Raw genomic sequence first — 15,179 nt, forward strand, 5'->3', positions numbered from 1 at the left:
CCCATGAGCCTACGCTATCCGGATTCAGGCAATGCGACCGCAGGCGGCAGCGCCGCGGTGGACGCCCGCACGGCGCCACTGCTTGAGCTGCGGGCAGGCCTGCCGCAGCACATACTCGCAGTCTTGCCGTTCACGCTGTTTTTTCCGGTGGCCTGGATGTATGTAGGGGTCATCCTGTTCCTGTTCAGCCTGCTGCTGTCCGGCAGCTATGGCGAAAAGAAGCAGGCGATACTGGCCAGCCCCATGCTGATGCCTATCCTGTCCTTAAGCCTGGTGTCTTGCCTAGCCGGGATATTCCTGCCCCGGCCTGCCGGCGAGTTCTGGCCTGCGCTGGGCCATTACCAGACGTATCTATTTCTGCTGCTGTTCCTGTGCATTGGCGCAGGAGACTGGCAAAAAAGGGCGGTGACATGGTTCCTGGCCGGCGCATTGGTTTCGGCGAGCTTCTTCTACCTGAATTTTCTGGGCCTGCTGCCGGCCACGACGATGACCAGGAGCTACGTGGTGTACAAGGGGAACAAATCCATCTTGCTGGGCATCTTGCTGGCTGTTGCATGCGGGTGGATGCTGAACCGCTTGATTGCAGAAAAGGAACACCGCTGGATGCGCGTGCTGGCATTTGTCTATATCGTCATCGCATTGCTGTTCCTGACAAGAAGCCGCACCGCCAGCCTGATCATGGTCTTTCTGTGCGTGATGATACCGTTGAGCCGCATGCGTTTTTCCTGGCGCAGCGTGGGCATGCTGGCCGCCGCCGCCTTGCTGCTGTGGGCGGGTGCCCTGTATGCGCTGAGCCTGCCCGTGCCTGAAAAATGTGCGGTCAGGGACATGCAAAATTACTCCCCGGCCGAAGTGATGCGCGACCGTGGCTTGTGCACGCTGCATCAGGTGCATGCGTTTACCCATGGCGAAGATGCAGGGGAGGACGGCATGCGTGCCGAAATCTACCAGGTCACGGGAAAAATAGCCGCCGAGAAACCATGGACCGGCCACGGCATTGCCAGCTGGCTGGTGGAGTACCCGCAGCGCGCCAAGGGCCTGATCAGCAGCGGCATGACGACGCCGCATAATGACTATCTGCTGTATGCCACCGAGGTCGGCGTTTTCGGCCTGGGGGCGCTACTATGGATATGGCTGGCCCAGTTGCAGATTGCCCGCAGGATAGGCGGCGGGCAGGGCATGATGCTGGCAATGCTGGGCGTGACAATGATTATCGGCGGCCTGTTCAATGCCATCCTGCGCGACGGCGTTTTCGGCATGGCTTTCATGATACTGCTGGCAATACCCCTGGCCGGCATACGCAAGGACAGGCTTGCAGCCCGGACCGGCAAAATGCTGCCTACAATAAAAACGAACGAAATTCCTAACCAATGAATAATGCAACAATCCTTGTTTTCCGGCGCCTGTGGGAAAGCATCAGGCAGTACCGCGCCCATCTGCTGGTGACCTTGTTGACCATGCTGGGCACGGCACTGACAGAAATCATGCTGCCCAATGTGTTCGGCTACCTGCTGGACCACGGCTTTAAAAAGGGCGCCCATCTGGCGCTGTGGAAAATACCGGTGGCCGTTATCGGCATCTTTGTGCTGCGCGGCATTTGCACCTTCATTACCAGCTACCTGATGACCTGGGTTTCCACCCGCATGCTCAATTCCATGCGGGCAAGCGTGTTTGCGAAAATACTCAGCGTGCCTATCCGTTTTTACCAGGCTGAATCCAGCGGCCGCGTGATCAATACCATCATGTTCGAGGCGCAGCAGATCGTTGAAATGTTCAAGGTATCGATGACCACGCTGATCCGCGATTCGTTGACGGTTGCCGCATTGCTGGGTTACCTGTTTTGGGTCAACTGGCAACTGACGCTGGTGACGCTGGTGCTGATCCCGGTGCTGGCGTTGCTGGTGCGCAATGTCAGCAAACGCCTGCGCAAGCTGAACCAGAGCCAGCTGGAGGTCAACAATGAGCTGACCCAGGTGATTGAAGAGACGACACGGGCACATCAGGTCATACGGGTATTCGGCGGCCAGCAGTATGAACAGAAGCGCTTTGACGGCAAGAACGAAAAATTGCGCGGTTATTCTATGCGCACGACTGTGGCGGTTGCTTCCACGACGCCGCTGACGCAGATACTGGCCGCGTGCGCCGTCTCCGTCGTCATCGTGCTGGCGGTATTGCAGGCGATGGATAACCAGACCACGGCCGGCGACTTCGTCAAGTTCATCCTGGCAATGCTGATGATACTGACACCGCTGAAGCATCTGGCAGACCTGAACGGCCCTATGCAGCGCGGCATGGCGGCGGCGGAATCGGTGTTTGCGATGATGGATACGGAAGCCGAGGTTGACAGCGGCAAAGACTTGCCGGCGCGCTCGCGCGGCCAACTGGAGTTTGTCCACACAGGCTTCACCTATCCGGGGCAGGAGAGTTCCGCCTTGCGCGATATCAATCTCAGCATACAGCCCGGAGAAACGATCGCCCTGGTGGGCATGTCCGGCGGCGGCAAGACCTCGCTGGTGAATCTGGTGCCGCGTTTTTATGCGCCCGACCAGGGCGATATTCTGCTGGACGGTGTATCGCTGCACGACATCTCGCTGCGCAGCCTGCGTGAACAGATCGCCATGGTCAGTCAGAACGTGATTCTGTTCGATGATACGGTGGAATCCAATATTGCCTACGGTGACCCGGAGCCTGACCCGGCCAGGGTCGCTGCTGCCGTACAGGCGGCACATCTGGGCGACGTCGTCAGGGACCTGCCGAATGGTTTGCAGACGATGATAGGCGACAACGGCATGCGCTTGTCGGGTGGTCAGCGTCAGCGTATGGCGATTGCACGTGCTATCTACAAAGACGCACCTATCCTGATCCTGGATGAAGCCACGTCGGCGCTGGACTCGGAATCCGAGCGTGCGGTGCAGCAGGCGCTGGACGAGTTGATGCAGGGCCGCACGACGCTGGTCATTGCGCACCGCCTGTCTACGATAGAAAGAGCGAGCCGCATTGTGGTGCTGGTGGACGGGCAGATTGTGGAGATGGGCTCGCATGCGGCGTTGCTGGGTGCTGAGGGCGTGTATGCAAACCTGTACCGGCTGCAGTTTGCTGCGTAATCCTGGAAAAACCGGAACCGATATTTAGGAGACAGAAAATGACGAAGCTTGAAGCGAACGTTGTAGCGAAAGCGATTTCCCGCTTCCCCGTGCCTGAACTGCGTGAATTGCCTGACGACATACGCGAAAAAATACTCCTAGTGCAGGAAAAGGCAGGTTTCGTACCGAATGTCTTTCTGACGCTTGCCCACCGGCCGGATGAATTCCGCGCTTTTTTTGCCTACCACGATGCACTGATGCTGAAGCAGACCGGCAATCTAAGCAAGGCCGACAGAGAGATGATCGTTACCGCCACCAGCGCTAAAAATAATTGCCTGTATTGCGTCGTTGCGCATGGAGCTATCCTGCGCATTTATTCCAAAAATCCCTTGGTGGCCGACCAGGTTGCTGTCAACCACCTGAAAGCCGACATCACGCCGCGTGAAAGTGCCATGCTGGATTTCGCGATCAAGGTTTGCCTTGATTCCCAAAGCGTCGGCGACGCCGACTACGCAGCGCTGCGCAAGCATGGCTTCGATGATGAGGATGTGTGGGATATTGCCGCGATTACCGCGTTCTTCGGCCTGTCCAACCGCATGGCCAACGTCATTTCCATGCGTCCCAACGACGAATTTTTCCTGATGGGGCGGGTTCCTCGCGCATGACGGCTTTAAGCACTTCAGGTTCAGCTGCGCCCCGCACGCTGGTCATCTCTCCCAACTGGATAGGCGATGCAGTGATGGCGCAGCCGCTGCTGCGGCTGCTGAAGCAACAGCATCCCGAGCGCCCTATCGATGTGCTGGCGCCCGGCTGGGTGGCGCCGGTGCTGCGTGCAATGCCGGAGGTGGATACCGTGCTGAGCACGCCTTTCCGCCACGGTGCATTGCAACTGCGCGAGCGGTGGCGCTTTGCCAGGGACTTGAAGCAGCGCGGCTATGCCAATGCTTATGTATTGCCCAATACGCTGAAGTTTGCGCTGATCCCCTGGTTTGCCGGCATCCGCAACAGGATCGGCTACAAGGGCGAAAGCCGCTACGGACTGATCAACGTCATGCATCATGATGACCCACAGCATCCGCGTGCGATGGTGCCGTTTTATGCGGCATTGGCGGGTGCTCCGTCCGCTGTGGCGCCGGCGGATTTGCCACGGCCCGCGTTACGGGTGAGCACACCGCAGATTCTGCCGGTGCTTGATAAACTCAATCTGCAACCCGGCCAGCCTTTGCTGGCGTTTTCCCCCGGTGCCGAATTCGGCAATGCCAAGCGCTGGCCTACTTCCCATTTTGCGCAACTAGCCAATACTATACTGGCCGACAATCCTGAAATGCAGATCGTCTTGCTGGGTTCTGGCAAAGACCATGCTGTATGCGAGGAAGTCCGCGCGCTGGCGCCTGCCGCGCGCAATCTTGCCGGCCAGACATCCCTGGATGAAGCGGTGGCGCTGATAGCGCAGGCAAGTGCGATGGTCAGCAATGATTCTGGCCTGCTGCATATTGCGTCGGCGCTGAATCGTCCCGTCATTGCAATTTACGGCCCCACCGATCCTGATCACGCGCCGCCGTTTTCAGATATTGCGCGCTCGCTAAGCCTGCGTATCGCTTGCTCTCCATGCAAGCAGCGCGAGTGTCCTTTGGGACACCATGATTGTATGCAAAAACTGGACAGCGGCAAGGTCTGGGCAGAACTGCAGCCGATGCTGCATTTCCGATAAGCCCTTTGCCATTCTTCATGGAAATAAGCGTTTCACACAAGGCAATTGTAATGATGCTTTCGTGTAAATAACATTTCTCTATTTCACATAAAGCCCGTACTTGCTGGTGTTCTGCTGTTATTTGTCGAATTTTTTGGCAGCGATTCAGATACTGAAAAGAATTTTTTTAATAACGCAGCACCGGCGTGTGTCGAGTGAATATTCAGCATACGCCCCTTGCTCTCCTATGTAGGCGCCTCTTTTTTTTCTTTATATCTTTCCTGTCGTTATTGACAGGATAACGAATCTGTTTCTCCGTGGATTTTTAGTTTTTTTTAGTAACGTCGACGGATTTTACACACGTCCACGAGCTTGCCTCCTTTGAATAAGCCCCTCTACTGCGGGATCTCTGGGAATGCGCGAGCTGGTACGGTATATGCTAAATGGAGATTGTCCAGGTGCTTTGATGGCGGTAAGTAAATGGATACAGGGGAAATTCGTTTGGCGGTTGCGAGTCATGCAAGACAACTTGAATTGACGACAAGCTCATCTTAATCCGCTCACTATCAGGAGAGAAAAAATGAAAAAAATCATAAGTGCCATGTGTATGCTGGCCGGTGTATTTTATGCTGCAACCGCCAGTGCGGATGTGATCCAATGGTCGTATTCGGAAAGTCTTGTTTGGTCAGGACAAACGTATGGCGCAGGCGGGGGAACACAGCTTAACACTCCTTCTTCTCTTAGCTGGGGAACTACCGGAGGCAGTAGTGCTTTGGGCGGAAATCGCAGTTCCCTGGTTATTTCGCCGACAAGTTCGACAGGCACTGTCAATACCAACGGAGCAATTGTTCCAACCAATACGATTACACATACTAATAATCCACTGGATGGAACCCTGGCTACCTTGCTGTCGGCAACATTGACCAATACATTGACGCTGACTCCAACCAATCCCGCAGGCGCAGCTTTGCCGACCCAGACCATTAATTTCGCAATCGACTTCAAGGAAACACCGAACTCCACTCCTTGCGGATTTACTTCAGTATCGGTATGCGACGATATTTTTGTCATCACCTTGGGTGCGCTGAATCAGAGTTTTGTTTATGCCGGCAATACCTATTTTGTCAGCATCGTCAATTTGACCAATAACCTGTTGCCACTGCCGGCTGCTACCTGTGCTCAAGCTGGCGCCGCAGCAGGTTGCATAGGTTTCACCACCCAGGAAAATACCGCCACCGCGACTCGGTTTGGCTTTGAAATTACCGAGCAAGCTGTGACCATTCCAGAACCTGGTGAACTGGCATTGCTGGCGATAGGCCTGTTGGGCTTGTATTTCGTCCGCAACCGCAAATCGATCAAGCTTTAAGCGCTGCCTGCAAAGCGCTGCCCCCGGGCGCCGGCACTGCGGGGATATAGAGCCTCGGCCTTGATTCAGCAAGGGGCTGCAGTGAAAAGCATATCGCTACGGCGATATGCTTTTTTATTTTTGGGCCCACGGTTTTGGGATGGCAGCCATGGCGGAGGGCTGCGCACGAAAAAGCGAATGCAGCTAATCCGTTTCAGCATCCACGATTCTTACTCCGGGATAACGGTCCAGCTGCGGTACTTTTCGCCGTATATGTTCGAGCATGTGCGCGGCGGCGGGTGACAGCGATTTCCCCTCCCTCCATGCAACCCCGACGATGCGTTTCAATACCGGTTCCGACAGGAGCCGCATATTCAGCTTATTGAGAGGTTCGCGGTGCGCCGCCAGCGCGGACATGACCGAGACGCCGAGGCCGCGGGTCAGCAGGGTTTCTATGGTTGCAGTATTGGATACGCGGTAGCGTGGCTCCCTTACTTCCTTGCGCAGCGCTGCAGTCCTGCTCAGCTGGTGCTGCATGCCGAGGTCGGAACTGAAACCGATGATGCGGTATTCGGCGATTTCATCCCAGGAAATATCGTCAGTGCTGGAAGCGAGCGGATGGTGCGAAGCGAACACGACACCAAAGCAATCTTCAAACAAGGGTTCAAAGACCAGCTCAGGATCTGCCTCCCACAGACTGCAGATGCCAAAGTCCACATCGCCGCTGATGATGCGCTGCTGCACGCTCTCGGAATTATCTTCGCGCAGGTAAATGTCGATGCCGGGAAATTCATCGATATATGTCGCAACGGCCTCCGGCAGCAGTAACGCCATGACCGAAGGCACGGCGGCCACTCCCACCTTGCCCCGTTCCCGTTTGCCGAGGGCTCGCATATCGCGCACGGCGGAATCGAAATCCTGTAGCAAACGTTCTGCAGACGGCAGGAATTCCTCTCCCGCCTGGGTCAGGTTGAGGCGCCGGGTGGAGCGGTCAAACAGCGACAGGCCGAGATCTTCTTCCAGGTGCTGGATCGTCAGGCTCAACGCCGATTGTGTGACAAACAGCGATTCTGCTGCGCGTGTCAGGCTTCTGTACAGCGCCACCGCGACAAATGCGCGCATGTGCCGTATGGAAACTCTTTTGGATGCTCGATCTTCATTCATTGGTTTTACTTGTGAATCATGCGATTTTTATCGATTGTATTACTAATTTGCAGAGACTTATACTCGGTCAACTATTTTTTTGAGGAAATCCAGATGTTAGTTGACCTGCGCAAATACACGATTGTGCCCGGGCTGCTGAAGCAGTATCTAGCGGTATATGAAGAGTTCGGCCTGCCGGTGCAGCGGCGGCACGTCGGCGACCCCCTCGGATATTTCATCTCCGAAGTGGGAACGTTGAACCAGGTTACGCATCTATGGGGATACGAAAATGCGGCGGACCGCCAGAACCGGCGCGCAGCGCTGGAAAACGATCCCGACTGGCGCGCTTACAAGCAGAAAACTGCAGACGGGCGCTACATCCAGCAGCAGGAAAACCAGTTGCTGGTGTCGGCTCCATGGTCAAAAATCTAATCGGCAAGGGAAACATGAAAGTCATCATTTCGGACGATTACCAGGATTGCGTGAAGACACTGGATTGTTATCCATCGCTCGCGCAAAATTTTGAAGTAGAAATTTACCAGGACACGCTGACTTCGCTGGATGCACTGGCCGAACGCTTCGTTTCTGCCGACGCCATGCTGCTGGTGCGCGAGCGCACGCCTGTCAGCGCGGAACTGCTGGCGCGCCTGCCCAAGCTCAAGTTTATCAGCCAGACCGGGCGCGCAGCGAACCATGTGGACCTCAAGGCATGCACTGCGCGCGGCATTGCCGTGTCGGCTGAGGGTTCCGCTACTGTGGCTGCCGCGGAACTGACGTGGGCGCTGGTAATGGCCTCCATGCGCAAGGTGCATCTGGAAGCAGCGCGGCTGAAAGCCGGGCTGTGGCAAGGTCATCTGGGTACAGGCCTGCGCGGGCGCGTGCTGGGCATCGCCGGCTACGGCAAGATCGGTAGTGTAGTGGCCGGCTACGGCCGTGCTTTCGGCATGCGGGTGGTTGCGTTGGGCGACCACGCCACTTCGATAGAAGCGGCCGCCAGCGACGGCGTGGAAACCGAATCCGACCGCCATGTCTTTTTCAGCCAGGCCGATGTCGTGTGCTGTCACCTGCGCCTGCTGCCGGCTACGCGAGGATCCATTACCCAGGCCGACCTGGCGGCGATGAAACCGACTGCGCTGTTCGTCAATTCCAGCCGTAGTGAAGTTGTGCAAGACGGCGCGCTGGAGTCGGCGCTGGCGCAAGGCCGTCCCGGCTTTGCGGCAGTCGATGTGTATGAGCGGGAGCCGATCTTCGGCGCCGACCACCCGCTGCTGCGCTTCGACAATGTGCTCGCCACGCCGCATATCGGCTATGTCGAAAAAGACACCTACGAGCATTATTTCGGCATCGCCATCGAGCAACTGCTGGCGTGGCAGGCGGGCCAGCCCATCAATGTGCTGAATCCGGAGGCACTCAAGAGATAGCCACCGGTTCTTGCACAACACAGGCACAACAGACGGATTTCGCATAAAAATGCGCCGGTCACGGGATGGCCGGCAGTATTCACATCAGGAGACAAGCGTGGAAAATACTTTAGAGGCGGCGACGATCAGGCGCGTGTACTGGCGGCTGGTGCCGTTGCTGTTCATATTGCTGATCATTAATTACCTGGACCGCGTCAATATCGGCTTTGCCGCCTTGCGCATGAACAAGGAGCTGGGATTCAGCGCGTCGGTGTTCGGCCTGGGCGCCGGTATATTTTTCATAGGCTATGCGGTGTTTGAAGTGCCCAGCAATATCATGCTGCACCGCTTCGGCGCCCGGCTATGGATCAGCCGCATCATGGTCAGCTGGGGCATCGTGTCAGGCATGCTGGCCTTTGTCCATAGCCAGACGGCATTTTATGTGCTGCGTTTTTTGCTGGGTGTGGCCGAGGCGGGATTCATCCCGGGCGTGGTGGCCTACCTAGCCTACTGGTTCCCGGTGCGCTATCGTTCACGCGCCAATGCAGGCGTGATCATGGCGACCGCCATTGCGTCTGCCATCGGCTCGCCGGTGTCCGGCCTGCTGATGCACGCGCTGGACGGCAACATGGGCTACTCCGGCTGGCGTTGGATGCTGCTGCTGGAGGCGCTGCCTGCGGTAGTGCTGGGCTTGTTTACGCTGTTCTGGCTGACCGACCGGCCGGAGCGCGCCAAATGGTTGCCTGCCGCGCAAAAAAAGTGGCTCGTTGATGAACTGGCGGCCGAGGCGGAAAAATTGGGTAAAACAGCCAACCTGCCGTTTTCCAAGATTGCCGTCATGCCACGTGTATGGAGCCTTTCTCTGCTGTTCGTTTGTTTCCTGACGGCGTTTTACGGCGTACTGATGTGGCTGCCGCAAATCGTCAAGAGCTTCGGTTCCATGAGCGATCTGGAAGTTGCCTTCATTACCGCGTTGCCTTTCTGCTGTGCTGCGGTGTCCATGAGCCTGGTGTCCCGCCACTCCGACAAGGTAGGAGAGCGCAAGCGGCATATCGGCTACTGCATGGCGGTGGGCGGGTTTGCGCTGCTGGCTTGCGCCTTTGTGTCGCAGCCTGTCTTCGGACTGGTATTACTGTGCGTTGCGGCCAGCGGCATCTGGGGATGCCTGGCCGTATTCTGGACACTGACCGGCGAATTCCTGACCGGCGCCGCGGTAGCGATCGGTATCGCGCTGATCAATACACTGGGCCAATTTGGCGGCTTGCTCGGTCCGTGGATGGTGGGTCTCATCAAGGACTTCACCGGCAGCTTTTCTATCGCACTGATAGCGCTGTCTGTGGCGGCATTCCTGGCTTCGCTGATCGCCTTCCTATTGTCGGACGAATCTGCCAAAACAGAAGCAGTCCCGACGCTTGTGCCTGGCAAGGGCATGGGCCCCAGTTCCGCCGGCTAGATACGGTTTTCAAGATGGATGCCGGGCAGATAATTTGCCCGGCTGTAGCTGAAGCTGCTACGCCCATTTCGTTCGCTTACGCACAGACTACCGGTCGGATCACTGCAACACTGTCAGCTTCCAGTTGCAGGCCGACCTTTCGAATTCTTTCCACGCAAACGTCATCCGGCACGGGCTGCAGGCGGAACTGGGTGTTGACGCTATCCTGTAGCCGCGCCTTATACTTTCCCACCTGTGGAGTGCGCTCATGCCCGTCAAAAAACCTGCTTCTCAGATTGACGACACTGCCAAGCGCGGTTTTGTACGCGTGCGTGGCGCCGGTACGCATAATCTGAAAAATGTCGACGTGGATATCCCGCGTGACGCGCTGGTGGTATTTACCGGCGTATCGGGCTCGGGCAAGTCCTCTCTTGCTTTCGGTACATTGTACGCAGAGGCGCAGCGGCGCTACCTGGAATCAGTATCTCCGTATGCGAGGCGTCTGTTTCATCAGATGGCGGTCCCCAAGGTGGACGAAATAAACGGTTTGCCGCCTGCGGTCGCTTTGCAGCAACAGCGCGGCGCCCCCAGTGTCCGATCCTCTGTCGGAAGTGTGACTACCTTGTCCAATCTGGTTCGCATGTTGTACTCACGCGCAGGCGTTTATCCGCGCAAACAAGCACACCTGGATGCGGAAGCTTTTTCTGCGAATACGCCTGCAGGAGCTTGCACCCAATGCCATGGCCTGGGACGCGTCTATACCGTTACTGAACGGTCGATGGTGCCGGACGACAGTAAAACCATCAGGGAACGCGCCATTGCAGCCTGGCCGCCCGCATGGCACGGCACCAACCTGCGGGATATGCTGGTGACGCTGGGCCACGACGTGGACGTACCCTGGCGTGATCTGCCGAAAAAAGTCAGGGACTGGATACTGTTCACGGAGGAGCAGCCTGTCGTTCCGGTCTACATAGGCTGGGACGCAGAACAGGTACGGAAAGCAGTTAAACGCAAGGAGCCGCCCAGCTACCTCGGCAATTTCTCCAGCGTCCGGCGCTATGTACTGACGACCTTTGCCAGCACCGACAGTGCAGCGATCAAGAAACGCGTATCCAGATATATGGTAGGTGCGGAGTGTCCGGTATGTAAAGGCAAACGCCTTCGGCTGGAATCGCTTTCGGTGAAATTCAGCGGCTACGACATCGCCGAATTTTCTAGCCTGCCGCTGAAGCAGCTGAAAGCGATATTGCTCGGCCTGATGAAGCCCGGGAGCGCAAGCCGCAGCGAAACGCGCCACCATCCCGAAAAAGCGGAGGTCATCCACCGCATAGGTGTGGACCTGCTGGAGCGCCTGTCCGTCTTGCTTGAACTCGGCCTCGGTTACTTGTCGCTGGACCGCAGCACGCCCACGCTTTCGCCTGGGGAGCATCAGCGCTTACGGCTGGCAACACAGGTCCATTCCAACCTTTTCGGCGTTGTCTATGTGCTGGATGAGCCATCTGCTGGGCTGCATCCCGCGGATACCGAGGCATTGCTAAAAACGCTGGATCGGCTCAAGGACGCGGGCAACTCGCTATTTGTCGTGGAGCATGAAATCGATGTGATCCGGCATTCGGACTGGATTGTTGATGTAGGCCCCGCTGCTGGCGAGCAGGGCGGAGAGATTTTGTATAGCGGCCCTCTGGAGGGGCTGAAGAAAATGGCGTCATCGCAAACCGCCAAGCATGTATTTGGCAAGCAGAAAAACCTGTTGAGGGCGCCGCGTGATCCAGCCGGGTGGCTGCGCCTGCGCGGCATTTTCCGCAATAACCTTCGCGGTATTAGCGCCGACATTCCCATCGGTTTGTTTTCCAGTGTGTCAGGCGTATCTGGTTCGCGTAAATCCAGCCTGGTGAGCCAGGTGATGGTGGAACTCGTATCCAGACATCTCGGATTGGCGCAGGTTCCGATAGCGAGCCCCGTTGAGGAGTTGGAACAAATGCCGCAGGAACCACTCGACGGGAAAATTGCCGGAGGCATGGCGCATGTCAAACGTATGGTACAGGTGGACCAGAAACCGATAGGCCGTACGCCCAGGTCCAATCTGGCAACCTATACAGGGCTGTTTGATGCCGTGCGCAAATTGTTTGCCGCTACCAAGGCAGCCAGAGCCAGGCACTATGATGCGGGGCGCTTCTCTTTCAATGTAGCCAAAGGGCGCTGCCAGACATGCGATGGTGAGGGATTTGTCTGCGTGGAACTGCTATTCCTGCCTAGCGTGTACACGCCGTGCCCGCAATGCCATGGCGCGCGTTACAACGATGAAACTCTTAGCATCAAGCTCAGGGACAAGAGTATTGCCGAAGTGCTGGAAATGACAGTGGATGCGGCGTTGAAGTTTTTTGAAGAAGAACCGCAGATCGCCAGATCGCTGAACGTACTGAGCGAGGTCGGCCTGGGGTATTTAAGGCTGGGACAGCCCGCGACTGAATTGTCTGGCGGCGAGGCGCAAAGGATCAAACTGGCGACGGAACTGCAGAGAACCCAGCGAGGCGATACGCTCTACATTCTGGATGAGCCGACTACCGGCCTGCACCCTGCAGACGTGGACAGGCTGATGCTGCAGTTATATGGGTTGGTCGAAACAGGCAATACCGTGGTCGTCGTGGAGCATGACATGCGTGTCCTGGCGGGCAGCGACTGGGTCATCGACATTGGCCCCGGCGCAGGGGACGAAGGTGGGGAGATCGTTGCGCAAGGCAGACCGGAGCAGATCTGTACTTCGGCCATGAGCAAAACGGCGCCATATTTGAAAAATTTCCTGAAGGAACATTCTTCAGCTTGAATGGGAGCGAAAGGAAGACTGATATGGAAATAGATGATGCAATACGTCACCGTCAGCTGCTTTCCTTTACCTATAAGGGAACAAAGCGGGTAATAGAACCGCAACCTATGGAGTAGATCACAAGGATCACGAAACCGTTTGCGGTTTCCAGGTAGCAGGCGACAGCAAGTCCGGCGAAGCGATAGGCTGGAAGCAATTCCGGGTAGCCGACATGAAAAAAATGGCCGTTCTGCCTGAAAAATTCGTTGGAACCCGGCCCGAATACAGAAACGGCGACCGGGCATTTTCAATCATCCTGGCAGAATTGTAGCGCCGGAGAAACGGGTTCTTTCTCGCTCGGAAAGACGATGTGGCTTCGCAATGCTGCTGCGCCTGAACGTCTTAGTCATCGTCCTACGTGCTTTGGTAACCGGAACCTATGCGGTCGGTATGGGCGTGCAATTACCATTTCTCTGCATCAAACGCATTTGCAGCATGCATCTACAGCCACCGCCAAAGGAGAACACCATGTCAACCACCATAACCGTAAATGCCATCGATCTGTTAAAAGCCGATCACAGAGAGGCGGAAGCGCTGTTCAAGCAATATGAAAAAGCGAAAAAGGCCGGTAAGACCAGCGAAAAGCGCGACATCGCGCGCAAGGTGTGTGCGGCCCTGCTGATCCACATGGAAATAGAGGAAAACATTTTTTACCCCTCTGCCCGCAAGGCAACCGGGGATGACGACAAGCTCAACGAAGCCGAGGTGGAGCATGCCGGCGCCAAAAGCCTGATAACGCAGCTGGATAAAATGGAGGCCGACGATCCCATGTTCGACGCCAAGATCAAGGTGCTCAGTGAACAGATCGAACACCATGTGGAAGAAGAGGAGAAGGAACTCTTTCCGGAAGTGAAAAAATCAAAAGCTGATCTCGACGATATCGGGGAGCAGCTGGAAAAGGCCAAGGCCAGACTGAAAGCTGCGCGCGGGATCGACTAGACCTGCTTACATTGAATCTAGCCGGCACTCCTTCACCAGCGGGGTGCCGCAAGAATGAAAGTCTTGTCTTATGTCTGCAACTTATACACTGAAGTTTACCCGCCGCACGCTCGAAGGCTTACGCAAACTGGATGACGACGGGGCCGAGGCAGTTACCGTGGATGTTGAATCGGTGGAGGATCCTCGTGCTAGCTTTGAGGGCACTGCCAGGTATGCAGAAAAATTGCCGCAGGATTATCGCGAACTGGATATCCGGCTAAAAACCTCGCCGACGTCGATTGCGATATTCCGCACACTGGTGCCAGGCGCCACTACTGTCATTTGCGATAGCCACTCGCACTGTGCAGTACGCAAGATTATATAAATGCCGAGTAGTCCTCATCATTTCTGACGTTCACTCGTTTTCTGCTCCAAACACCAACGGTTTATGCGGACTGCCATATGTACTACGGTGAGTGATGACTCGTTCTAAGGGAAAATATGCTGATCGCCACTTTTAACGTGAACGGCATCAATAGCCGGCTGCGGGCCCTGCTGCAATGGCTTCGAGAGATGCAGCCGGACGTTGTTTGTTTGCAGGAGTTGAAAGCGCCCCAGGAAAAATTTCCGGAAGCAGCGATCAACGGTGCTGGCTATCAAGCTATATGGCATGGACAAAAAAGCTGGAATGGCGTTGCCATCCTTGCACGCAGCATCCTGCCTGTCGAAGTGGAACGAGGTCTTAAAGGCGATCCGGATGACGAGCAAAGCCGTTATATTGAAGCCGCCGTCAATGGTGTGCTGATCGCCTGCCTGTATCTGCCAAATGGCAACCCCGCTCCCGGCCCAAAGTTTGATTACAAATTGAAATGGTTCCAACGCCTGATCGCCCGCGCCGGCGAGCTAATCGCTAACGGCGTCCCCGTCATCTTGGCGGGTGATTTCAACGTGATACCTACCGATCTCGACGTCTACAAGCCGGAGCGCTGGCTCGACGATGCTTTATTTCGTCCCGAGAGCAGGGAGGCATTTCATCTGTTGCTGGAGCAAGGGTGGTGCGATGCGCTACGGGAGATGCACCCCGGAGAGAAGATCTATACCTTTTGGGATTATTTTCGCAATGCGTTCGGACGTAACGCCGGCTTGCGGATAGATCACCTATTATTGAGTCCTTCATTGGCTGGAAGCCTGAAGGACGCCGGGGTGCATCGCGAAGTACGGGGGCGCGAAAAACCAAGCGATCACGCTCCTGTATGGATTGAGTTGGACTTGAAAACTGGTTAGCCGCCAAAATTAAAATAAACG

At 56.2% G+C, this 15,179-nt stretch carries 13 protein-coding genes; 12 read left to right on the plus strand and 1 reads right to left on the minus strand.

The features are described from left to right. Nucleotides 1–3: 3 nt before the first annotated feature. The 5 genes from ACO0LO_RS19865 (at nt 4) to ACO0LO_RS19885 (ending at nt 6,139) form a co-directional block, all read left to right on the plus strand. Nucleotides 4–1,374, plus strand: a complete 1,371-nt coding sequence (locus ACO0LO_RS19865) for an O-antigen ligase family protein (protein ID WP_422966633.1) — start codon at nt 4–6, stop codon at nt 1,372–1,374. Further along, complete coding sequence (gene msbA, locus ACO0LO_RS19870) at nt 1,371–3,104, plus strand: lipid A export permease/ATP-binding protein MsbA (RefSeq protein WP_422966635.1); 1,734 nt, start codon at nt 1,371–1,373, stop codon at nt 3,102–3,104. Before ACO0LO_RS19865 ends, msbA begins: the two co-directional genes overlap by 4 nt. Before the next feature lie 38 nt (nt 3,105–3,142). Continuing rightward, nucleotides 3,143–3,748, plus strand: coding sequence for a peroxidase-related enzyme (locus tag ACO0LO_RS19875; protein ID WP_422966636.1), 606 nt, complete (start codon nt 3,143–3,145; stop codon nt 3,746–3,748). After that, complete coding sequence (waaF, locus tag ACO0LO_RS19880; RefSeq protein ID WP_422966638.1) at nt 3,745–4,794, plus strand: lipopolysaccharide heptosyltransferase II; 1,050 nt, start codon at nt 3,745–3,747, stop codon at nt 4,792–4,794. The genes ACO0LO_RS19875 and waaF overlap by 4 nt, the downstream gene beginning before the upstream one ends. 559 nt (nt 4,795–5,353) lie before the next feature. After that, nucleotides 5,354–6,139, plus strand: coding sequence for a THxN family PEP-CTERM protein (locus tag ACO0LO_RS19885; protein ID WP_422966640.1), 786 nt, complete (start codon nt 5,354–5,356; stop codon nt 6,137–6,139). 183 nt (nt 6,140–6,322) lie between these two features. Here the strand turns inward: ACO0LO_RS19885 and ACO0LO_RS19890 are convergent, their stop codons facing one another. Further along, nucleotides 6,323–7,282 (minus strand): LysR family transcriptional regulator, encoded by a 960-nt coding sequence (locus tag ACO0LO_RS19890; protein WP_422966642.1) that lies wholly within the window; start codon nt 7,280–7,282, stop codon nt 6,323–6,325. 93 nt (nt 7,283–7,375) lie between these two features. Between ACO0LO_RS19890 and ACO0LO_RS19895 the strand changes: the two genes are divergently transcribed. From ACO0LO_RS19895 to xth, 7 genes are all read left to right on the plus strand, one after another. Continuing rightward, nucleotides 7,376–7,693 carry an NIPSNAP family protein gene (locus tag ACO0LO_RS19895; protein WP_422966643.1) on the plus strand — a complete coding sequence of 106 codons (318 nt, stop codon included), beginning with the start codon at nt 7,376–7,378 and terminating at the stop codon, nt 7,691–7,693. Then, entirely contained in the window at nt 7,678–8,682 is a 1,005-nt protein-coding gene (locus tag ACO0LO_RS19900; protein WP_422966645.1) for a D-2-hydroxyacid dehydrogenase family protein, read from the plus strand. Before ACO0LO_RS19895 ends, ACO0LO_RS19900 begins: the two co-directional genes overlap by 16 nt. Before the next feature lie 97 nt (nt 8,683–8,779). Then, complete coding sequence (locus ACO0LO_RS19905; RefSeq protein ID WP_422966647.1) at nt 8,780–10,114, plus strand: MFS transporter; 1,335 nt, start codon at nt 8,780–8,782, stop codon at nt 10,112–10,114. Nucleotides 10,115–10,361: 247 nt separating this feature from the next. After that, nucleotides 10,362–12,917: an excinuclease ABC subunit A gene (locus ACO0LO_RS19910; protein WP_422966649.1), complete on the plus strand. Its 2,556-nt coding sequence runs from the start codon at nt 10,362–10,364 to the stop codon at nt 12,915–12,917. A gap of 360 nt (nt 12,918–13,277) precedes the next feature. Then, complete coding sequence (locus tag ACO0LO_RS19915; RefSeq protein ID WP_422966651.1) at nt 13,278–13,895, plus strand: hemerythrin domain-containing protein; 618 nt, start codon at nt 13,278–13,280, stop codon at nt 13,893–13,895. Nucleotides 13,896–13,965: 70 nt separating this feature from the next. Next, nucleotides 13,966–14,259 carry a hypothetical protein gene (locus tag ACO0LO_RS19920; protein ID WP_422966653.1) on the plus strand — a complete coding sequence of 98 codons (294 nt, stop codon included), beginning with the start codon at nt 13,966–13,968 and terminating at the stop codon, nt 14,257–14,259. A gap of 116 nt (nt 14,260–14,375) precedes the next feature. After that, nucleotides 14,376–15,158, plus strand: a complete 783-nt coding sequence (xth, locus tag ACO0LO_RS19925) for an exodeoxyribonuclease III (RefSeq protein ID WP_422966654.1) — start codon at nt 14,376–14,378, stop codon at nt 15,156–15,158. Nucleotides 15,159–15,179: the final 21 nt, after the last annotated feature.

The organism is Undibacterium sp. TJN25, from assembly GCF_049339885.1.
Lineage (GTDB): Bacteria > Pseudomonadota > Gammaproteobacteria > Burkholderiales > Burkholderiaceae_D > Undibacterium.

What these genes read in the sequence shown, in the direction of transcription:
- ACO0LO_RS19920 (WP_422966653.1), top strand. Translation starts at nt 13,966, where the DNA reads ATGTCTGCAACTTATACACTGAAGTTTACCCGCCGCACGCTCGAAGGC.
- msbA (WP_422966635.1), top strand. Translation starts at nt 1,371, where the DNA reads ATGAATAATGCAACAATCCTTGTTTTCCGGCGCCTGTGGGAAAGCATC.
- ACO0LO_RS19885 (WP_422966640.1), top strand. Translation starts at nt 5,354, where the DNA reads ATGAAAAAAATCATAAGTGCCATGTGTATGCTGGCCGGTGTATTTTAT.
- ACO0LO_RS19890 (WP_422966642.1), bottom strand. Translation starts at nt 7,282, where the DNA reads ATGAATGAAGATCGAGCATCCAAAAGAGTTTCCATACGGCACATGCGC.
- ACO0LO_RS19875 (WP_422966636.1), top strand. Translation starts at nt 3,143, where the DNA reads ATGACGAAGCTTGAAGCGAACGTTGTAGCGAAAGCGATTTCCCGCTTC.
- xth (WP_422966654.1), top strand. Translation starts at nt 14,376, where the DNA reads ATGCTGATCGCCACTTTTAACGTGAACGGCATCAATAGCCGGCTGCGG.
- ACO0LO_RS19895 (WP_422966643.1), top strand. Translation starts at nt 7,376, where the DNA reads ATGTTAGTTGACCTGCGCAAATACACGATTGTGCCCGGGCTGCTGAAG.
- ACO0LO_RS19910 (WP_422966649.1), top strand. Translation starts at nt 10,362, where the DNA reads ATGCCCGTCAAAAAACCTGCTTCTCAGATTGACGACACTGCCAAGCGC.
- waaF (WP_422966638.1), top strand. Translation starts at nt 3,745, where the DNA reads ATGACGGCTTTAAGCACTTCAGGTTCAGCTGCGCCCCGCACGCTGGTC.
- ACO0LO_RS19865 (WP_422966633.1), top strand. Translation starts at nt 4, where the DNA reads ATGAGCCTACGCTATCCGGATTCAGGCAATGCGACCGCAGGCGGCAGC.
- ACO0LO_RS19900 (WP_422966645.1), top strand. Translation starts at nt 7,678, where the DNA reads ATGGTCAAAAATCTAATCGGCAAGGGAAACATGAAAGTCATCATTTCG.
- ACO0LO_RS19915 (WP_422966651.1), top strand. Translation starts at nt 13,278, where the DNA reads ATGCTGCTGCGCCTGAACGTCTTAGTCATCGTCCTACGTGCTTTGGTA.